At 59.9% G+C, this 20,166-nt stretch carries 19 protein-coding genes and 3 pseudogenes; 15 read left to right on the forward strand and 7 right to left on the reverse strand.

Annotated features, from left to right (window positions below):
- The 4 genes from WDN02_RS00005 to WDN02_RS00020 form a co-directional block, all read left to right on the forward strand.
- Positions 1–2,511, forward strand: a 2,511-nt coding sequence (locus WDN02_RS00005; protein WP_337291543.1) for a circularly permuted type 2 ATP-grasp protein, incomplete at its 5' end; no start/stop codon positions are given.
- Complete coding sequence (locus WDN02_RS00010) at positions 2,508–3,389, forward strand: transglutaminase family protein (RefSeq protein ID WP_337291544.1); 882 nt, start codon at positions 2,508–2,510, stop codon at positions 3,387–3,389. The genes WDN02_RS00005 and WDN02_RS00010, both read left to right, overlap by 4 nt.
- A gap of 70 nt (positions 3,390–3,459) precedes the next feature.
- A complete protein-coding gene (locus WDN02_RS00015) occupies positions 3,460–4,698 on the forward strand; it encodes an AAA family ATPase (RefSeq protein WP_337291545.1) in 1,239 nt (412 codons plus the stop codon).
- Position 4,699: 1 nt separating this feature from the next.
- Positions 4,700–5,296 (forward strand): DUF4276 family protein, encoded by a 597-nt coding sequence (locus tag WDN02_RS00020; protein WP_337291546.1) that lies wholly within the window; start codon positions 4,700–4,702, stop codon positions 5,294–5,296.
- 189 nt (positions 5,297–5,485) lie between these two features.
- On the opposite strand, the pseudogene WDN02_RS00025 reads toward WDN02_RS00020, so the two are convergent.
- From WDN02_RS00025 to WDN02_RS00040, 4 genes and pseudogenes are all read right to left on the reverse strand, one after another.
- Positions 5,486–5,617, reverse strand: a pseudogene (locus WDN02_RS00025) (integrase core domain-containing protein); the annotation flags it as partial.
- A 54-nt stretch (positions 5,618–5,671) separates the two neighbouring features.
- Positions 5,672–7,279: an IS66 family transposase gene (locus WDN02_RS00030; protein WP_337291547.1), complete on the reverse strand. Its 1,608-nt coding sequence runs from the start codon at positions 7,277–7,279 to the stop codon at positions 5,672–5,674.
- A 69-nt stretch (positions 7,280–7,348) separates the two neighbouring features.
- Positions 7,349–7,696 (reverse strand): IS66 family insertion sequence element accessory protein TnpB, encoded by a 348-nt coding sequence (gene tnpB / locus WDN02_RS00035; RefSeq protein ID WP_337291548.1) that lies wholly within the window; start codon positions 7,694–7,696, stop codon positions 7,349–7,351.
- Between the two features lie 245 nt (positions 7,697–7,941).
- Positions 7,942–8,103 (reverse strand): annotated as a pseudogene (locus WDN02_RS00040) (transposase); the annotation flags it as partial.
- Positions 8,104–8,415: 312 nt separating this feature from the next.
- On the opposite strand from WDN02_RS00040, the gene WDN02_RS00045 reads away from it, so the two are divergent.
- The 3 genes from WDN02_RS00045 to WDN02_RS00055 all read left to right on the forward strand — a co-directional run bounded on the left by WDN02_RS00045 (position 8,416) and on the right by WDN02_RS00055 (position 10,776).
- Positions 8,416–8,769 carry a transposase gene (locus WDN02_RS00045; protein ID WP_337291549.1) on the forward strand — a complete coding sequence of 118 codons (354 nt, stop codon included), beginning with the start codon at positions 8,416–8,418 and terminating at the stop codon, positions 8,767–8,769.
- Positions 8,766–9,110, forward strand: a complete 345-nt coding sequence (gene tnpB / locus WDN02_RS00050) for an IS66 family insertion sequence element accessory protein TnpB (RefSeq protein WP_337291550.1) — start codon at positions 8,766–8,768, stop codon at positions 9,108–9,110. The genes WDN02_RS00045 and tnpB (WDN02_RS00050) overlap by 4 nt, the downstream gene beginning before the upstream one ends.
- Before the next feature lie 73 nt (positions 9,111–9,183).
- Complete coding sequence (locus tag WDN02_RS00055) at positions 9,184–10,776, forward strand: IS66 family transposase (protein ID WP_337291551.1); 1,593 nt, start codon at positions 9,184–9,186, stop codon at positions 10,774–10,776.
- 23 nt (positions 10,777–10,799) lie between these two features.
- On the opposite strand, the pseudogene WDN02_RS00060 reads toward WDN02_RS00055, so the two are convergent.
- Positions 10,800–11,800 (reverse strand): annotated as a pseudogene (locus tag WDN02_RS00060) (IS3 family transposase); the annotation flags it as partial.
- Positions 11,801–11,960: 160 nt separating this feature from the next.
- Between WDN02_RS00060 and WDN02_RS00065 the strand changes: the two are divergent.
- Positions 11,961–12,326 carry a PilZ domain-containing protein gene (locus WDN02_RS00065; RefSeq protein WP_337291552.1) on the forward strand — a complete coding sequence of 122 codons (366 nt, stop codon included), beginning with the start codon at positions 11,961–11,963 and terminating at the stop codon, positions 12,324–12,326.
- 28 nt (positions 12,327–12,354) lie between these two features.
- Here the strand turns inward: WDN02_RS00065 and WDN02_RS00070 are convergent, their stop codons facing one another.
- Both WDN02_RS00070 and WDN02_RS00075 read right to left on the reverse strand, forming a co-directional pair.
- On the reverse strand, positions 12,355–13,473 hold the full coding sequence (locus tag WDN02_RS00070) for a patatin-like phospholipase family protein (RefSeq protein WP_337291553.1): 1,119 nt from the start codon (positions 13,471–13,473) through the stop codon (positions 12,355–12,357).
- Positions 13,474–13,603: 130 nt separating this feature from the next.
- Entirely contained in the window at positions 13,604–14,665 is a 1,062-nt protein-coding gene (locus tag WDN02_RS00075) for a hypothetical protein (protein ID WP_337291554.1), read from the reverse strand.
- Positions 14,666–14,774: 109 nt separating this feature from the next.
- Here WDN02_RS00075 and WDN02_RS00080 point away from each other — a divergent pair, with 109 nt between their 5' ends.
- The 7 genes from WDN02_RS00080 to copC all read left to right on the forward strand — a co-directional run bounded on the left by WDN02_RS00080 (position 14,775) and on the right by copC (position 20,157).
- A complete protein-coding gene (locus WDN02_RS00080) occupies positions 14,775–15,467 on the forward strand; it encodes a glutathione S-transferase family protein (protein WP_337291555.1) in 693 nt (230 codons plus the stop codon).
- Positions 15,464–16,600: a tRNA epoxyqueuosine(34) reductase QueG gene (gene queG / locus WDN02_RS00085; RefSeq protein WP_337294828.1), complete on the forward strand. Its 1,137-nt coding sequence runs from the start codon at positions 15,464–15,466 to the stop codon at positions 16,598–16,600. The genes WDN02_RS00080 and queG overlap by 4 nt, the downstream gene beginning before the upstream one ends.
- The gene (locus tag WDN02_RS00090) at positions 16,597–17,472 is read left to right on the forward strand and encodes an SDR family oxidoreductase (RefSeq protein WP_337291556.1); all 876 of its coding nucleotides are present in this window, start codon (positions 16,597–16,599) and stop codon (positions 17,470–17,472) included. The genes queG and WDN02_RS00090 overlap by 4 nt, the downstream gene beginning before the upstream one ends.
- Positions 17,473–17,474: 2 nt before the next feature.
- On the forward strand, positions 17,475–18,176 hold the full coding sequence (locus WDN02_RS00095; RefSeq protein WP_337291557.1) for a glutathione binding-like protein: 702 nt from the start codon (positions 17,475–17,477) through the stop codon (positions 18,174–18,176).
- Positions 18,177–18,281: 105 nt separating this feature from the next.
- Complete coding sequence (locus tag WDN02_RS00100) at positions 18,282–18,701, forward strand: DUF2946 family protein (protein WP_337291558.1); 420 nt, start codon at positions 18,282–18,284, stop codon at positions 18,699–18,701.
- A 122-nt stretch (positions 18,702–18,823) separates the two neighbouring features.
- Entirely contained in the window at positions 18,824–19,783 is a 960-nt protein-coding gene (locus tag WDN02_RS00105) for a hypothetical protein (RefSeq protein ID WP_337291559.1), read from the forward strand.
- Between the two features lie 11 nt (positions 19,784–19,794).
- Entirely contained in the window at positions 19,795–20,157 is a 363-nt protein-coding gene (gene copC / locus WDN02_RS00110; RefSeq protein WP_337291560.1) for a copper homeostasis periplasmic binding protein CopC, read from the forward strand.
- Positions 20,158–20,166: the final 9 nt, after the last annotated feature.

Here is a 20,166-nt window from a genome sequence, read left to right on the forward strand (position 1 = left end):
ATGACGATGAGCGCCGCTTCCTCTAACGAAGAAACTGCCGAGGAACGCTTCCGGGCGCTTGTCGGCGGCTATCGGCCGCTCGCCAATGTGCCGGACGAATTCATCGGGCCAGACGGTCAGCCGCGTTCACATTGGCTGAAATTCTTTCACGCGTTGAGCGAACTTGGCGCCGACGAGATCGACCGCCGCTTCGCGACCGCCGACCGCAACATCCGCGACACTGGCGTCTCGTATCGTGCGTATGCCGACACGAGCGAGCGCGCGTGGCCGTTGAGCCATCTGCCACTGCTGATCGAGGCGGACGAATGGCACGCCATTGCCGCAGGCGTAACGCAGCGCGCGCGTTTGCTGGAGGCGGTTGCCAGAGACATTTACGGCCCCGCCGAGCTTGTCGAGAACGGCGACCTGCCGGCCGCGGCAGTCACTGGCAGCAGTGACTACCTGCCGCAACTCCAGGGCCTGCAGCCGACGGCTGGAAATTTTCTCTATCTCTATGCCGCCGACATCGGCCGCGGGCCGGACGGAAACTGGTGGGTCATCGGGGATCGCACGCAGGCGCCCTCGGGTGCCGGTTATGCGCTGGCCAACAGGCTGGTGCAATCCCGCGCGTTCCCGGCGCTTTACCGCGACATGAACGTCAAGCGGCTGGCGCCGTTCTTCCAGGCGTTCCGCGATGGCCTCATCGGCGCAGCAAGCCATGCCGACCCGCGCATCTGCCTGCTGACGCCCGGCCCTTACAACGAAACCTATTTTGAGCAAGCCTATCTCGCCCGTTATCTCGGCTTTCTGCTGGTCGAGGGCGGCGATCTCACCATGCGCGACAGTGAGATCAACGTCCGCACCATCGCCGGCCTGAAACGCGCCGACGTCATCTGGCGGCGTATCGATTCCGATTACGCCGATCCGCTTGAACTCAACGCGCGCTCGCGGCTTGGCGTGCCGGGGCTCGTCGATACGCTGCGCGAGGGCGGCGTGGTGATGGCTAATGCGCTCGGCGCCGGCGTTCTCGAAGCGCCGGTGATGATGAGCTTCCTGCCGCGTCTCTGCCGACGCATTCTTGGCGAAGACCTGCTGATGCCGAATGTCGCAACCTGGTGGTGCGGCCAACCGCGTGAACGCGAGCGCGTTCTCGCGCGTCCCGAACGCATGGCGATCGCCGGTGCCTTCGGCAATCCGATTCTGGGCCATCCGGCGAACCAGGCGATTGTCGGCGCCTCGCTGACACCAGACGAGAAACGCCAATTGCTCGCCGACATCGAGCGGCGCGGCGTCGATTACGTCGGTCAGGAAGTCGTCAATCTCTCGACAACGCCTGTGTGGGAAGGCGGCAAACTCGAACCGCGTCCGTTCGTCCTGCGCGTCTATGCGGCGCGTACGCGCAACGGCTGGTCGATCATGCCCGGCGGCTTCTGCCGCATTTCTGGACGCCCCGACGCCCGCGCGGTCTCCATGGGCGAAGGTGTGCGCTCGGCCGACGTCTGGGTTCTGTCCGACGGGCCGGTGGAACACGTTACGCTGTTGCCGACGGACGAGACGATCCGCATCCGCCGCGTCATGGGCCATCTACCGAGCCGCGCCGCCGACAATCTGTTCTGGCTCGGCCGCTATCTCGAACGTGCCGAAGCGACACTGAGGCTCATCCGTTGTCTCGCCGGACGCCTGATCGATACCGACACCGCCGGCAATGCGCGCTCGGCGATCGAGCGCATCGTGCGCCTGTTCGTTGCGTGGGGCACGGTGCCGACCAAGGCCTCGGCCGAGGTGATGCAGCTTGCTGCGACGGGCCTGCATTCCAGCAAGGAATTCGGGTCGGCGCTGGCGCTGGTGCGCGACGCGCATCGCGCCGCGTCCTTCATTCGCGAACGGCTTTCCCCCGACACCTGGCGGCTCATCGAGCAATTGCGCCTTGGCCTCGATCGCGACGAAGACGCCTCGCTCACCGAGGCCGAGGCGTTTGAGCGCGCCAACGCCGCGCTTGAGACGATCGCCGCCATTGCCGGCCTGGCTCAGGAGAACATGAGCCGCGGCGCCGGCTGGCATTTTCTGCAAATGGGCCGACGGATCGAGCGCGCCATCAATACCTGCCGCTTTGCCCGCCATTTCGCGCATTCCGAAGCGCCGGTGGAAGAACTCGACATTCTGCTCGACCTGATCGACTCGCCGATCACCTACCGCTCGCGCTACATGATGGGCGTCGCGCTCGGCCCGGTGCGCGACATGGCCGTGCTCGATCCGTTCAATCCGCGCTCCGTCGCCTTTCAGGTCCAGAAACTGAACGGCAATATCGCCGAACTGCCGGTCCTGGCCGACGACGGAATGCTCGAGGCGCCGCGCCGGCTGATTGTCCAGCTTACGGCGGATATTTCGACCGCCGTCGCCGACAAGCTCGACGTCAATCGCATCCTGATGTTCGAAAATACCCTGTTCTCCCTCGCAGAAGCGATCGCGGCACGCTATTTCCTGCAAGGCCCGCATGTGGCGCGGGCCGACACCGCGAGCGGTCTGGCGTGATCTACGACATCAAGCATGTCACCACCTACGAATACGGTTCGACGGTGACGTTCAATTATTGCGCGCTCCGCCTGCTGCCGCAGGATGGGCCGGGCCAGCGCGTGCTTGAAACGCGGCTGCTGATCGACCCCGCGCCGAAGGAAATGAGCGAGCGATTCTGCTTCTTCGGCAATCGCGTCACCTCCCTGATGATCGAGACGGCGCATCGCGAATTGACCGTGGTGGCCAGTTCCGTCGTCGAGGTCGAACGTGGCCTGCCGCCCGACCCCGCGTCGACAGGCGCGTGGGAATTCGTCCGCGAAGACGCTTTCGGCAGCCAATCGCTCGGCAATCGCTCGCCAGCGCAATATCTGCATCCGAGCCGTTACGTGCCGCGCTTTTCGCCGGTGATCGATTATGCGCGCGAAAGCTTCAGCGATGGACGCCCGGTGCTCGACGCCGCTGTCGAGCTGATGCGCCGCATCCGCAAGGATTTCAAATACGATCCAACCTCGACAGTGATCTCAACACCGATCTCGCAAGCGTTCGAACAGAAGTCCGGCGTCTGTCAGGATTTCGCGCATATCATGATCGCCGGCCTGCGCGGCCTCGGCCTGCCCGCCGCCTATATTTCCGGCTATATCCGCACCATTCCGCTAGACGGCACGCCGAAGCTCGAAGGCTCCGACGCGATGCACGCGTGGGTCTCGCTCTGGTGCGGCGAACGCATCGGCTGGATCGGCCTCGATCCGACCAACAGCACGCTCGTCAACAACGACCACGTCATGCTCGCCGAAGGGCGCGACTATGCCGACATTTCGCCGGTCGCCGGCATCGTCACCGGCGCGAGCGAGCAGGATGTCGATGTGCAGGTGGATGTGGTGCCGCGACGGGGATGAAGTAGTGAAAGAGCGACGAAACTAAAAGACAAATGTGTGCACGAGAACGTCAGTTGGCCGGGGACATCCAATGCGAGCTAAAAGCGCCCGTTTAGTGGAGTTTAAATTGCTTGCGTACCGCTCTTGCAAGGACGCTAAATTTCAACCCACTGCGAATGTAACAGCGGTAATAGGCCCGAACGGCGCGGGCAAAACAAATTTGATGCAAGGCATCAGGCTATTGAGTCTGCCGATACGACCTTATCGCTTCCAAAACGACGAAGAGCTATACGCAAGCAGCTGCTCGGTCAAAGCTAATTTTAGCGTTGGAAAAAAGCTCGTTCGATACACGGCTTCTGTAACCTACAGGCAGAATGAGACGGGCCGCGATGAAGTTATAACTCTCGATCAAAAATGGAATTTTTCGAATTTCTCCGAATCAAAGGTGTGGATAAAAGATGATGATCTTCATTTTCCAAGCGCTCATCAACTAGTTAGAATCGACCCTTCCACAAACAGATACATAATGCGCTATGTATCTGAGAGAAGGAAGAAGCCATTTCCAGACGAGATACTACAAGCCTACAACGCCGTTGAGAAACTCCGGCGTGGCATCAGATATTACAGCGCTTCTCAATTCACAAACCCCTCGCTCAGCCCAACCTCTTTCGACGTGGACGAGGACGGAGACCTCATATCGGAGAGTTTAATAAGGAGAAGGCTTCCTCATACGAATTTTATTTATGAGCTATACAGACTGCAGCAAGTTAATCAGAAAACATATGACACCTTCCTATCCTTGGTGGATGCCCGCGGCGTGGGATTGATTGACAAACTAAAATGGAGCGAACACAAATTTTCAAATCCCACCTATGAGGTGCGGGCCGGAGGAAAGGTAGTTACGCAAAAGAAAGACAGGATACTTGTCATTCCCACCGTCCACGTCGGGGAAGCACAACTATCGTTTAATCAGCTTTCGGAAGGCACTCTGCGAACTCTTGCAATGATCTTTTATATTGTGACGGATAAAAGCGAACTATTGCTAATGGAAGAACCAGAAGTCTGCGTGCACCATGGGCTTTTGAAGAGCGTGATTGAGATCATTAAGGAGTACAGCAAAAGGAAACAAATCATTGTTTCGACTCATTCAGAAGCGGTCATTGATAATCTGGAGCCTGAACAAGTTATGATAGTCGAGCGGAGCTTGGAAAAAGGTACGGTCGTAAATCCAATTTCGAAAGTCTTATCTCGCGACGGATACAAAGCATTAAAGGCGTATCTATCCAGCGCCGGGACGCTCGGCGAATATTGGCGGCATAGCGGCTTCTAAAATGAAGAAGCCAAGCAAGCCGACGACTTCGCGTAGGGTCAAGCGCATCGGAATTATTGCCGAAGATCATAGCGACGTGGGCGTGCTTAACCAACTAATCGGCAAAATCGCGAAGTCTCCCTATACTATTAGGCCTTTTGCCGCCGGAGGTTGCGGCAAGATGCTTGGGAAGGCCGACGCGTGGAGCAAAAATCTATATGATCAGGGATGCAGGTATTTAATACTGGTTCGAGATCTAGATAAAGAGAATCCGGCGACATTACACGGATCTCTTGTTTCTGCGTTGGGTGACATTCTATCCAAATCTCGGATCGTAGTCATACCTGTAAGAGAGATCGAGGCGTGGCTTTTAGCAGATAACGAAGCAATTTTTCGTGCGATGAAATTAAAAAAGATTCTGGCACCTATCGCTAACCCGGAAGCCGTAGCCGATCCAAAGAAGCTCTTAGCCAGACTCATTTACACAAACTCAGAACATACTCGTCGATATATAAATGCGATTCACAATGAAAAAATCGCTGCTGAGTGCAGTTATGATTCCCTTTTAAGATGCAACTCCTTTAAACCTTTCGCTCAATTCATTGAGCAGCATATTTAGGTGGCAATATCCCACTCGGGGAATCACGACGGCTTCCTGCCTTAAAACTTCCTTGAGACTTCCAGCATCGTCGGTGGATTGCTTCGCTCCGCTCGCAATGACGCAAAGAGTGAGTCGCACGCCGAGGTGCATTCACCAAGCCTTAACGCTGCGCGTTATCTCTGATCTGGCCCCCGTTTGGCCGGACACTCAAGCGGTTGCGATTTGAGCAGATCTGAACTCGCGCGGCGAGCGCATTTTCAGACCTGAATGTGGATGATGGTCGTTGTAATCCTCGAACCAGGCGGACATCGCCTTTAGGGCGGTCTCCGCATTCGGGACGTACGCATCCGGTTTGCACCGCAGGCGGATCTGGGTTCGACGAAGGGTAGTTGTTTAGGCGGCCACAGCCTGCGCGGATTGGCGCGCAGCTTTCCATGCCCATGGCAATAGTTGGCTGATCTCCTTTGCCGGATGGTCGGGGAGGCGCGCCAGGACGTCGGTGAGCCAAGCCTGCGGATCGACGTCGTTCAGCTTACAGGTTTCTATCAATGTATAAACCGATGCGGCACGGCGGCCGCCTTCGTCGGAGCCCGCGAATGTCCAGTTGCGGCGGCCGACGGCGATTCCACGCACCGCGCGTTCGGCGGCATTATTGCTGAGGCAAACGCGGCCATCCTCCAGGAAGTGTGTGAAGGCCGTCCAGCGGCTGAGGCCATAATTGATGACCTTCGTTGTGTCATTCTTGGCAGAGAGCCGCGCACGCTGCTCAGACAACCAAGTCTCAAGGCTATCGACCAGCGGCTTCGACAGCTCACGACGGACGGCGAGACGCTCTCGAGGCGATTTGCCGTTGATCATACGCTCGATTTCAAAAAGTTCATCCATGCGGTGCACGGCCTCGATCGCGATCGGCGCCTTTCCATCCTTCGCCAGATCGAAGAAGTGTCTCCGCCAATGCGCCCAGCACGCCGCCTCGACAATCGGCGCAGGCCGACGCGCCAGCTTGTAAAGCTCGTTATAGCCTTGATAGGCATCCGCCTGCATGATGCCGACATAGTCGACCAGATGCCGTTGCGGATGTTCTCCGGCGCGATTGCGTGAGTATTCAAAAAAGGCCGCTGGCGGGTCAGTGCCGCCAAAAGGCTGATCGTCACGAACGTAGGTCCACAATCGCCCGGTGATCGTCTTCAATTTCGCAAGAACCTGAACCCTGGTGTCATCGGCATGAATGCGGTCTGCCCGAAGAACATGAACTCGGATCGCCTGAACAAGGGGATCGAGCGCGACGACGCAGGCGCCGACCCAATCGGCGAGCGTCGAGGTATCGATCTCGATGCCCTCGCGGGCACAGGCATCACTTTGACGGTTCAGCGGCTGATGCAGCAGGAACTTGGAGACGAGCACCATGGCAAGCAGGCTCGGACCGGCAAAACCACGTGGGATCGGATGCGAGGGTGCTGGCGCCTCGGTAATACCTTCGCAGTCGCGGCACGAGAACTTCTCCCGCACGCGCTCGACGATTTTCCAGCGCCGCGGTTCGCATTCCAGCGTCTTGGAGACGACTTCACCGAGCTTGCGCAGGCGCCGTCCGCCACATTTGCCGCAGGAGCAAGGGGCCGGCTCGACGATCCGTTCGACCGGTAGATCGTCAGGCAGCTTACGCGGTCCCCGCGGGCCACGGGCGCGCTTTTCCCTGGCGGCTTCCGGCGCCGCAATTTCCACCCTTGTCGCTTCGGCGGCCTGCGTCTCCTCGAGATCTTCGATTGCAAGCTCAAGCTGCTCGATCAGAAGCCTGCCGCGTTCCGAGGATTGGCCGAACTGCGCCCGACGGGCTTTCGCCAGCATCAATTTCAGGCGTTCGATCTCCAAGGCGCCGACCTTTGCCGCGCTCTCGGCGACGATCCTCAACGCTTGCTCATTGGCCAAAAGCTCCCGCTGCGCCAAGATCAGCGCATGGGCACTTGCAAGGTCGGAAGGAAGCGGATCGGAAGCGTCTGTCACGACCCGATCCAACCATATTCGCAGGCAAAAATCGCCTCGGATCCTGCGCCCGAGTCAATCCGTCACAGATTATCCCGCCGCTTTCGGACGCCACGTCTCCCGCGGCATACGCCAGTCGATCCCGGAAAGAAGATAAGAAAGCTGGGCAACACTTATCGTAACGACACCGTCCGCCATCGAGGGCCATAGGAAACGGCCATGTTCCAATCGCTTCGAAAACACGCATGCCCCTTGGTCATCAAACCAGATTACCTTAATGAGATCGCCGCGCCGGCCGCGAAAAACGTAAAGATCGCCAGCATGCGGATCACGCTTGAGGCTCTCCTGCACAAGCAACGCAAGGCTCCGGAAGCCGCGCCGCATGTCCGTATGCCCTGTCGCAAGCCAGACGCGCACATTCCCCGGGATTGTGAGCATCAGCGTGTCATGGTCTCGATGACCGTCTTCACTAATCCCGCATCGGCAACATCAAAAATCCGCAGCCGCGCACCGCTTTCAAAATCCAACTCGATGACAGGCGAACGCCTCAAAATCGCTTCGTCCGGATACCTCCGTCTTTCAGGCCCAGGCGACGCGACGATGGCCGGGGCAACCTCACTCCCATCCGATGACGCGATCCTCACCGGGACCAAGTGAAGTGGCGCTTCAACATCCAGGCGTGCCCGGCGGCGCCAGAAGAACAGAAGGCTCGCAGAAACCCCATATCGACGCGCAACGGCTGAGACCTTCGCGCCAGGCACCAGTGTCTCGGCAACGAGCCGCGCCTTCTCGTCGTCCGACCATCGGCGCCGGCGCTCAACCCCGGTCAGGACCTCAGCTCTCATCAAACCGACCTTAAGTATAGACTTAAGGCCACATGCTGAGCCGAAACTCAATCAACCCGCAAGGCGGCGCCTCTCGGACGCGTACTTCGGGACTGGTGTGACGCGAACATAGTCGCGTTTCAGCGTGTTGACGAAGGCCTCCGAGATGCCGTTGCTCTGAGGGCTCTTCACCGGCGTGAAGCAGGGTTTTAGGGTAAGCGGCAAGGTGATCCCATCTGGCATGGGATTTTGGGAGCAGTTATTGATGCTGGATCACAAGCATTGATGTGAGCTTCTATGTCTGCGCCTAGTTCTAGTGATAGAAGCTTCCATATGATCGAGGCGGTTGCGGAACGTCTTGAGGGCGCTCCGGTTCGTCTGCGCCGGCGATGGTCAGATGAGCTCAAAGATCAAGCGATAGCCGACTCTCTGGTGCCTGGCGCGAACGTGTCGGAGATCGCGCGTCGCATCGGTATTGGCCCTTCGCAGCTCTTCGATTGGCGTCGGAAGGCGCTGCGTAAGGGATCGGTCAGCCTGACGGCGCCGCAGCTGGATGCCTCGCCTGAACCCGCGACGTCCGCGTCGGCATTTATCGAAATCGTTGTCGGCGATATTGTCATCCGTGCGGACGCCATGGCTGATGAGGCACATTTGCGGCGCGTGGTGCGCGCGGTTCGCTCGGCATGATCCCGTCCGGCGTCAAAGTTTTTCTGGCCAGTCATCCGATCGATTTTCGAAAAGGCATGGACGGTTTGTTGTCGCTGGTGCGGGACGCCGGCAGTGATCCGTTCGACGGCGCTCTTTATGTTTTTCGTGCCAAGCGGGCCGACAGAATCAAGATCGTCTTTTGGGACGGGTCCGGGGTTGTTCTTTATGCGAAGCGCCTGGAGACAGCGCAGTTCTGCTGGCCGAAGATCGGGCATCATCGGGTTCACCTCAATCAGGCGCAGCTGATGGCGCTTGTCGACGGCATGGATTGGAAACGCGTTCACGCGGTGACAGTGAAGCCGCCTGAGTTTGTTGGGTAAATCGCTGCGGCAGAGTGAATCACGCGGCCGAAAATGCGCGCCATCAGAGTGAAAATATGCTCTGATCCGCGTCATGCCGGCGCCGGTTTTCGATCTCCCCGACAATGTTGATGCGCTCAAAGCCATGGTGCTGGCCATGGCCGAGAAAGCGGCACGCGCTGAGGTTCTTGAGAGTGAAGTTGCCGATCTCAAAGCTCTGAATGCGAGTGCCGAGGAGCGGATCGCGCGCCTGACCTCGATCCTCAAGACGCTGGAGCGGGCCAGGTTTGGGCGCCGCTCTGAGAAGCTTGGCGCCAATGCGTTTGACGATGAACAGAGTGCGTTCGTCTTCGACGAGGTTCAAACGGGGCTCGGCGCCATCCAGGCCGAGCTCGATAAACGGCAGGACCCTGACAAGGCCAGACGCGCCGCACGGCCTCGCAAGGGCTTTGCGCCGCATCTCGAGCGGGTCGAGATCATCATCGAACCGGCTGAGCTACCGGAGCACGCCGGCAAGCAGAAGATCCTGATCGGCGAGGATGTCGCGGAGCGGCTCGATGTGGTCGCGGCGAAGTTCCGTGTCCTCGTCACGCGCCGGCCGAAATACGCCTTCAAGACCGAAGATGGCGTCGTTCAGGCCCCGGCACCAGCCCATATCATCGAGGGCGGCATCCCGACCGAAGCGCTTCTGGCGCAGATCGCGGTCTCAAAATATGCCGACGGCCTGCCGCTCTACCGCCAGGAAGCGATTTACGCCCGCGACAAGGTGGACCTCGACCGAGCCCTGATGGCGCAATGGATGGGCAGGCTCGGATTTGAACTCGATATCCTCTCCGAACATGTCCTCACGCTGATCAAGAAGGCCGAGAGGATCTTCGCCGACGAAACCACGCTGCCAACCTTGGAACCAGGCTCCGGCAGCACCAAGACAGCCTATCTCTGGGCTTACGTGCGAGATGACCGGACCTTCGGCGGCAGCGGTCCGCCGATGGTTGCCTACCGCTTCGAGGATAGCCGGTCGGGCGAATGTGTCGCCCGCCATCTCGACAATTATCGGGGCATCCTGCAGGTGGATGGGTATACGGCCTATAATCGTCTTGCGCGGCCCGACCGCGGCAATGATGCCATCACGCTCGCGGGATGTTGGTCCCACGTTCGAAGAAAATTTTACGAACTGCACATCGCCGGCAGTTCCAAACTCGCGACCACGACAATCGAACGCATGACCCAGCTGTGGGAGATCGAGGAGAAGGTGCGCGGCAAAGATCCAAATGCACGCGTCGCAGCCCGCCAGGAAACCTCGGTCGCGATCGTCGCCGATCTGTTCAAGCTTTGGCAAGACGCGCTTCCACGTATCTCCGGCAAGTCCAAATTGGCGGAGGCAATCCGCTACGCCATCTCACGGCGGGCGACGCTCGAACGCTTCCTCACCGATGGCCGCGTCGAGATTGACTCCAACATTGTGGAACGTGCCATCCGGCCGCAAACAATCACGCGAAAGAACTCGCTCTTTGCCGGCAGCGACGGCGGCGGACGAACCTGGGCAACCATAGCGACATTGTTGCAGACGGCAAAAATGAACGATGTCGATCCGCTCGCCTGGCTCGCGCAGACGCTCGAGCGTCTCGCCAACAGCTGGCCCAACGCCGAGATCGATGCTCTCATGCCCTGGCGCTATACAGCCTGAACGGCCGCGGCTAACCGCTTACGTTTTAGGCCGAGCTGAGCGGCGAAGATCCTGGTTTCCCGAGCAATATAGGGCGAGCCGTTGTCGCTCAGGATTTCGACCGCCGCGGAAGCCCGATAGCTGCTGAAGCGTCGTTCGACCGCCTCCAGCATCATGTCGCGCACGTCGGACCCGCTGATTCCGGCGTTCACCACCGCCCGCCAGGCGATGATCTCGCGGTCGTGCGCGTCGATGATGAAGGCGCCGCGGACGATAGCGCCATCCCAACAGGTGAACTCGAAGCCGTCAGAGCACCAACGCAGGTTCGATCGCATCACGATGACCTTGCCGTCATGGACGAGGTCGGGGCGCTCTGTGTAACGGCGCGCTAGCAGCATCTGATGCATCTGCATGATGCGGTAGACCCGTTTATGGTTCGCGGGCGATAGGCCTTCGGCGCGCAATTCGCGGTTCAGGACCGCAGTGACCCGCCTGTAGCCATAAGTCGGGCGGGCGGTGACCAGTCGCTCGATCCGCGGCAGCAGCTCGACGTCACCGGGCTTATGATAGCGACGGCGCGGACGGGTCTCGCCCTTCAGCCGGTCGTAGAGGTTCGAGCGAGCAACACCGAGCGTGTCAGCGACCGCCTTCATCGCAAACCGTCCTTCTGCGACGAGCCCGACAGCAAGATCTGTTTTTTTGAGCGCGATTTATCCAGCGCTTCCTTCAGGATTTCGACTTCAAGCGTCTTCTTGCCGAGCTGGCGTTCCAGTTCGCGGATCCGCTCTTCCATCTGCCGGACTGTCTTGTTGCCGGTCACTTCGCCGTCATCAGCCACCGCCACGCTCCCGCCCTCAAGCATCAGCCGGCGCCAACGATACAACAGGTTCGGCGCCACACCATGCCGCCGAGCGACAACCGAGATGCTGGCGCGGTCGTCGAGCGTCTCCTCGACAATCCGGAGTTTATCCGCCGCTGACCAATGCCGGCGACGCCCACCGTCGGTGATGATTTCAATATCAGACATAAGCCCATGCTTGAGGATATCCCCAAGTCCCCAGTTAGGCTTGAGTGTCCGGTTCAAACGGGGGCCAGATCAATCTCCCGCTGCGGCAATGCATTTCCCCCCGAAAACCGAAGAGTCGCGGGTATTCTTTATTAAGCGTCGCTGACGCATTCTCCGGGCGATCTCCGGGGGATGTATCATGTCTTCTTTGACCGGCTTACGGCGTAAGCTGCTGCGTATGACCTACAGCGTCGAGGCCCGCGCATTCGTTGATGGCCGCCCCGCCATCCCCTGCACCATCCGAGATGTCACGCCGGACGGCGCCAGACTCGTCACCGACGGCAGGATCGCCACGGGCGATAAAATCCTGCTGCTGATCCCTTCGATTGCCGAAGTCTGGGCGGCAGACGTGCGCTGGCGGCGCGGCACCGCGCTTGGCGTCAAATTCATTCGCGGCGAGGCCGACCTGCCGGGCGATGCGAGCACCGCCCAACCGGACGTCTTCGCCCTTCGCCTGCAAGTCGCGCAAATGGCACGCAGCGCCAGGCGTCTGTCAGCGGCCTGAGCAGCGGACCGTTTGATACGGCCGCCGCTCACATCCTGATTTCGTGCAGCACCAACCCTTCAAGGGGATCATAGGGCGCTGTCCATGGCGCGGCCGCCAACACGCCCTTCATATCGGCGTAGCCCGCATCCCAGCGGGCATGAATGCCCTTGGGGCTGAAATCGATATCCTTGGAATGATCCTCACCGGCCATCGGCGGCGCGATCAACCGCATCACATGCATCCGAGTGACACACCCGTATTCCTTCAGCGCCCGCAGCTCAGGCGTCTGTGCTGCTTCGGCGAGCCGCGTAATGACGTGACGTAATTTATGAAGTTGCTTCTGCCGCGCGACCTCATTGGCCATGCGGCTTGAATATTGGATATCTTTCTGCCGCGCTAAAACCTTGGCGATAGAGTCAGGCGGCGGCCCGTTCGGCGCCCACATATGCACGGCAAAAACGAGAGCGCTCTGGCGCGGACTGTCGTCGAAAATCGCCTCGATCGGCGTGTTGGAAAGAACGCCGCCGTCCCAATAAAACGCATCGTCGATCCGCACTGCCGGGAAGGCCGGCGGAAGCGCGCCCGATGCCGCGATATGTTTCACAGTCAGCGGCATGTCGCGGCTGTCGAAATAATGCATGTGCGCGGTCTGGACGTTCGCCGCGCCAACGGTCAGGCGCGGATGCCCGGCATTGAGCAGAGTTTCATCCGTCAATTCGCCAAGCGTCGCTTCCATCGGCTGCGTCGAATAAAACCCCGCGTGTTCCGCGCCGAGCGTTGTCTCAGGGCTTAAGAAGGCCCAGGGATTGGGCTCGAAAAAGCCCGGCACGCCAGCCGCGATTGTCATGGCATTTGCCGCGAGCGGCCCGAAGAGCGGCATGGCGCCTAAAAACCGTGCCGCCGGTCGATTTGAGATACGTGTCCAGAACTCCGTCAGGCGCGAAAGGCGTTGTGCGGGCGGATTGCCTGCGATCAAGCTGGCGTTGATGGCACCGATCGAGGTTCCGATCACCCAATCCGGCTCGAGGCCGGCCTCGTGCAGAGCTTGATAGGTGCCGGCTTGATAAGCCCCCAGGGCGCCGCCGCCCTGAAGCACAAGCACCACTTGGCCAAATTCATCGCGATCGATCGAAGATGTCGCGCGTGGCGCGCTCTCGTGGGTCATCGAAAAGGCTCCAGCCGAATTGTGCAGATAGTCCGGTCAAGTCCCGGTGCGCTCTGTCTAGTTCGGCCCGAGGCCATGCCGCGTTACGGCGCTCGCGTCGTTGTGATCAACGGGCGCCCTGGCCTGTAACTCACACCCACCCGCGGTCTTTCAAATCTTCCTTGAGATAGGCGTAGAAGATCGGCGCGGCGATGAGGCCCTTGAGCCCGAACGCCGCTTCCAGCGCCAGCATGGCCAACAGAATCTCCCACGCATGGGCGCGGATTTCCGTGCCGATGATCTGCGCGTTGAGGACGTATTCAAGTTTGTGAATGCCGACGAGGAAGGCGAGCGCCATCGCCGCATCGAAGACCGAGACGCCGAGCGCGACGAGCACGATGATCGTGTTCGAGATGAGATTGCCGATGATCGGCAGGAGGCCGACGACAAAGGTCACGGCGATCATCGTCTTCGCGAAGGGCAGCGGCCGTCCGGCGAGCGGCAGGACGACACCAAGAAAGATGGCGGTCAAGACCGTGTTCACCGCCGAAATCTTGATCTGCGAGAACACGACGCCGCGAAACGCATGGCCGAGTTGCGTGATCCTCTCGACAAGTCCCGCCGCCAGCGGGCCGGCAGGCGGCGCGGGCGGGCTGATCGCGACGAAGGCGCCAATGATCATGCCAAAAAGGATATGGACGATGAGCGCCCCCGCACCGCGGCCGAGCACCGTGAGATGCGCCGCGTTGCCGCGCATCGCGCCGGAGAACGCCTTCTGCCAATCGCCGATTGTCGTCGGCAGATGATCCTGAAGCCAGGGCGGCAGATGGACTTTGACGCTATCGACCACCTCGACCATGCGCTGCATCAGCGTGCCGAGATTGTCCTGCCCGCTCGATAGATACGAGACGAGGCCGATGATGGCGGCCGTTAACCCGCCAATAACCAAAACGGCAATCACCAGCGCCAGCACGATACGCCCGACGCGCGGCAGAATGCCGAATTTGCCGAGCCCCCCGACGCCAAACTGGATCAGGAAATAGACCAGGAAACCGCTGAGAAAAGCCGACAAAAGGCCAAGCCACAGGATGGCGATCAGCCCCGCCAGCATCAGCCCGGCCGCGAGAAGATCGAGACGGCCTGGACTCGCCGGGGCCACATTCTTGGGAGAAAGCTCGTTTTGGGGAGAGATGTCTCCCGGCGTCGTATCCATTGGCCTCAATCCCGTAATGGCGCCGCACCCCACACCTATCCACGTCACACCTATCCAACCGCCCGCCCCCAACCTATACCGTGCGGCCACTCCAATCCTAATGCGGCTTATGGCTCAGCTTTATCATCATCCTCTTGATCCCCAATCGCGTTTTGTCCGTCTTGCGCTCGCCGAATATGGTGTCGATCCTGACCTGATCGAGGAACGGGTTTTCGAGCGGCGGCGCGATTTCCTGTCGCTCGATCCGGCCGGCGAGACGCCCGTGCTCGTGACTGATCATGATGTGGTCGTGCCGGGTGCCGCGATCATTGCCGAATATCTCGACGAAAATCTGGGCGAGACGCTGGAAGAGCATCGGCTGTTGCCGCTCGATTCCGAGGCGCGGATCGAGGTGCGCCGGCTGGTCCACTGGTTCACGCAGAAATTTCACGGCGAAGTGTCGAATTGGCTGGTGACTGAAAAGGTCTATAAGCGCTTCATGTCGGCTGAGGCGGGTGGCGGCGCGCCGGATATGGACCTCGTCCGCGCCGCGCGCGCCAATATCCGCTATCATCTGCGCTATATCGGCTATCTGACGGCGCAACGGAATTGGTTGGCTGGCGACAGACTTACCTATGCCGACCTGGCCGCCGCGGCGCATATTTCCGTCGCGGATTTTTTGGGCGATGTGCCATGGGACGAGAACGAAGCGGCGAAGCACTGGTACGCGCGGGTGAAATCGCGCAAGAGCTTCCGCGCGCTGCTCGCCGATCGCGTGCCGGGCATCAATCCGCCGCAGGTCTACGCGGACCTCGACTTCTGAAGCGCGATCTCAAGACCGACCTCGTCGCGAAAGCGCGCGAGCTTGGCTTCGATCTTTGCCGGATTGCACGGCCCGACGCCGCGCCGCAAACGGCGGAACGGCTCGCTGCGTGGCTCAGCGCAGGCTACGCAGGCGACATGGACTACATGGAAGAGACGCGCACCCGCCGCGCCGCGCCGCGCGCGCTGTGGCCCGAGGTCAGGAGCGTCGTCATGCTCGGGCTGAACTACGGCCCCGAAGACGATGCTCTTGCGACGCTGGGACAAAGGGATCGCGGCAACATTTCCGTCTATGCACGCCATCGCGATTATCACGATCTCATCAAAGGACGGCTGAAATTGCTTGGCTCCTGGCTCGCGTCGCAGGCGCCCGACAGCGAACTCAAAGTCTTCGTCGATACGGCGCCGGTGATGGAAAAGCCGATGGCACAAGCGGCGGGGCTTGGCTGGCAAGGCAAGCATACCAACCTCGTGTCGCGCGAAGCCGGCTCCTGGCTCTTTCTCGGCGCGCTGTTCACGAATTTGGACTTGTCGCCGGACGAAGCCGAGACGGATCATTGCGGGGCCTGCCGCGCCTGCCTCGACGCTTGCCCGACCAATGCGTTCCCGCAGCCTTATCGTCTCGATGCCCGACGCTGCATTTCGTATCTGACGATCGAGAACAAGGGTCATATTCCGCTCGAATTTCGCGAAGCCATCGGCAATCGCATCTATGGCTGCGACGATTGCCTCGCCGCCTGTCCGTGGAACAAATTCGCGCAGGTCTCGCGCGAGGCAAAATTGCAGGCGCGCGCCGATCTCGTCGCGCCGAAAATTGGAGATTTATTGCGATTGGATGATGCTGGTTTTCGCGCCCTCTTTTCGGGCAGCCCGGTGAAGCGCATCGGCCGTGCGCGCTTTCTGCGCAATGTTCTCATCGCCGCGGGCAATTCGAGCGATGATGCCTTGCAGCCGCAGATCGAGGCGCTGATCGACGATGTGTCGCCGCTCGTCCGCGCGATGGCGGTCTGGGCGCTCGGCCGCGTGGCACCGTGGCGGCTCGCAGACTTGCGCGCGCAACAGCAAGCGGAAAGCGATCCCGATGTTCTCGCGGAATGGGCGCGGGCCGATGCACCAATCGAGATGATACAATGAACCTTTTCTGCTTCGGCCTCGGCTACAGCGCACAGCATTTCATCAAGACTTACGGCGACCATTTTGAAACGATCGCCGGCACGGCGCGTAGCTATTATGCGATCGAGCGCTTGGGCGATCCGCGCATTAAAGGCTTCATGTTCGATGCCGAGCGCGCCGACCCGGAGATTGCCGATGCTCTCGCGCATGCCGACGTGCTGCTCGTCTCGATTCCGCCAGACACATCGGTTGAGCCGACGCTTGCCAAATTCGGCCGCGTGCTGTCGCAACTCCCGCAGCAGGTTAAAATCATCTATCTCTCAACCATCGGCGTCTATGGCGACCGGCACGGTGAATGGGTCGATGAGACGCGGGTGCCGGTGCCGAAACAGCCACGCTCGACCTCGCGCCTGCGGGCGGAAAAGGCCTGGCAGGCGCTGAGCCGCGACGCGCGAAAAACGATCCAGATTTTACGGCTCGCCGGCATCTACGGCCCCGGTCGCAACGCGCTCGTGCAATTGAAGAATGGCACGGCGCAGCGCGTGATCAAGCCGGATCAAATATTTAATCGCATTCATGTCGCCGACATCGGCACCGCCATCGCCGCCGCGCTCGCCTATGAAGGCGACAGCGATGTCTGGAACGTGGCGGACGATGAGCCGGCGCCGCCGCAGGATGTCATCACTTATGCCGCGAAATTGATGGGCATCGAGCCACCGCCTGAGGAGGATTTCGAGACCGCCCCCTTGAGCGCGATGGCACGCAGCTTCTATGAGGAGAACAAGCGCGCAGCAAACGGCAAGATGAAGGACGGGCTCGGCGTTACGCTGGCCTATCCGAATTATCGCGATGGATTGAACGCGCTGTGGGATGCCGGCGAAGGACGGAGATAGGAATGATCGATCTTTATTACTGGACGACGCCGAATGGCCACAAGATCACGATGTTTCTTGAGGAAGCGAAGGTTCCTTATACGATCCACGCGATCAACATTGGCCGCGGCGAGCAGTTCAAGCCGGAATTTCTGGCGATCGCGCCGAACAATCGCATCCCTTCCATAATTGACCGTGCGCCAAAAGACGGCGGCGAGCCGATCTCCGTTTTCGAATCCGGCGCGATCCTATTTTATCTTGCGGCGAAGACTGAAAAATTTATTTCGTCCGACGTTCGCAAGCGGGTCGCGACTATTGAATGGTTATTCTGGCAGATGGGTGGCCTCGGCCCGATGGCGGGCCAGACGCATCATTTCCGCAATTACGCGCCGGAAAAGATTCCCTATGCGATCGATCGTTATACGAACGAGACCAACCGGCTCTATGGCGTACTAAACAAGCGACTTGCGGATCATGAGTATGTCGCGGACGATTATTCGATAGCCGACATGGCCTCTTACCCTTGGATCGTGCCGCATGCGGCGCAAGGCCAGAACCTCGACGATTTTCCGCATCTGAAGCGTTGGTTCGAGGCGATCAAAGCGCGTCCGGGCACAATCGCCGCCTATGCCAAGGCGAAAGAGATCAACGCGACGCCGCCATCCGCCCCGGACGAGGAAGCGCGCAAACATCTCTTCGGCCAGACAGCGGCCAAAACTGCTTAGCCGTGATGCACGCGCCACAGGACATGGCGAATTGCCCAAAAAATTCGTAGCACCCTTTTGCAAGCTGAACGATTGGCGTAATGTTCCCCGCAAGGGGATGATCGCGTGTCTGGTCTTGCAGCGAATGGATTGATCGTGCCGGCTGGCGGCCTTCGCCAGAAGCCGCTGGCGCGCAATCAACTCATCGCATGCCTTGCGATCCTCGGGCTTTATCTGCAACTCGCTGCTGGCGCGCTCTGCCTGGCGGGATTCTCGGCCGCCCCGGACCCTACCGGCTTTCCGATCTGCCATGCGGCGTCCGAACAATCGCCCGCACCGAAACCCGGCAATGCGCCTGAACAACAGCAGCATTCCTGCGCATTCTGCGCATTGCATTGCCACGCGGCGTTGCTTCTGCCGCTGGCATTTGTCGTCGCCGGTCAGTCCGCGATCGTCAAACTTCCGGACGCGCTGCGGCACGTCACGCAGCCGCGTCTTCGCTATGCGATCGCAGCACAGCCACGCGGCCCCCCAAGCTTCGCCTGATACGACGCGGCGTCTCCGCACCCATTTCACATTCCATGCCTGTCCGACTCGTCGCGCACGACAATCTGTGCGCAGGCGCGATGACGGCGTGCTGACTCTTTCTCCTCATGCGAGGATTCTCGATGATTCGATACTTTCACCGTGCATTGGCGGCCACGGCTCTCCTGCTCGCCACAAGCCCGCTTTACGCCCACACGATCGTGGGCAATCGCGTATTTCCTGCGACGCTAACGATCGATGATCCGGGCGTTAACGACGAACTCGCCTTGCCAACATTTTCCTATCTGCAATCGGCCAATCCGGATGGCTCGCTCGGTCCGGTTTCCTATTCGCTCGGATGGGAATATGCCAAAACGATCACGCCTGATTTCGGCCTGTCCATCGGTTCCGACGGCTATACGTGGCAGCGCAATCCCAAGGCTGAAGGCTGGTCGAACATCGAAACCGAAGCGAAATTCGCGTTCTTTCAGGATCCCGCGCATGAGTTCATCATGTCGGCTGCGGTAAGCGCGGAGATCGGCAATACCGGAAGTTCGCAAAGCGCATCGCTCCCGTCCGATCCGTTCTCGACGATCACGCCGAAATTCTTCATCGGTAGGGGGTTCGGCGACGTGTCTGCCGATTGGGTGCGGCCCTTCGCCGTCACAGGCGAAGTGGACTATTCGATCCCAACCGTCACTATCAATTCCGACGGTAGCTATAATCCGACGGTACTGACTTACGGCGCGTCGCTGCAATACAGTCTGCTCTACGAAAATTCGTTCGTGCATCAATTGCCGGATGTCTTCAATCGGCTGATCCCCGCCTTCGAGGGCATTTTCAGCACGCCCGTAGCCAATCTCGGCCCCGCCGACCCCGACGACTTTTCCACCCGCGATACCACGGGTGTCGTCGGCCCCTCGCTCTATTACATCGGCCAATATTTCGAGATCGGCGTCATGGCGCAAATTCCGATCAACCGCGCCAGCGGTTCGCATGTCGGCGCTTTGGCCGTTCTCGACATCTTTCTTGACGACGTGGCGCCGACCAGTCTCGGCAAGCCGCTGTTCAGCGCGCCCTTGTCTCCCCTCGCGCATTATTGAAGGACATGATCATGAAGCGGATATTTTCTCTCATCGCTGTCGGCGTTGCCTTGATGCTGCTTGACGGCCAAGCGTTCGCGCACGCGTTTCTCGATCATGCCGTGCCGGGCGTCGGCACGACGGTCGCCGGGTCACCCGTCGAACTGGAGCTGACCTTCACCGAGGACATTGTGCCGGCCTTCTCCGGCGTGCATGTGGCGACCGAAGGCGGCGCAGCAATAGCAGCCGGCAAAGCTGTTCCCGGCCCGGCGAATACGTTGCATGTCAGGCTCGCCCACGCTCTCAAACCCGGCACTTACGTCGTCACCTGGCACGTGGTCTCCGTAGATACGCATCATACGCAGGGCTCGTACAAATTCACTATCGCGCCATGACCGAAGCCG

Origin of the sequence: Methylovirgula sp., assembly GCF_037200945.1 — a bacterium.
GTDB lineage: Bacteria > Pseudomonadota > Alphaproteobacteria > Rhizobiales > Beijerinckiaceae > Methylovirgula.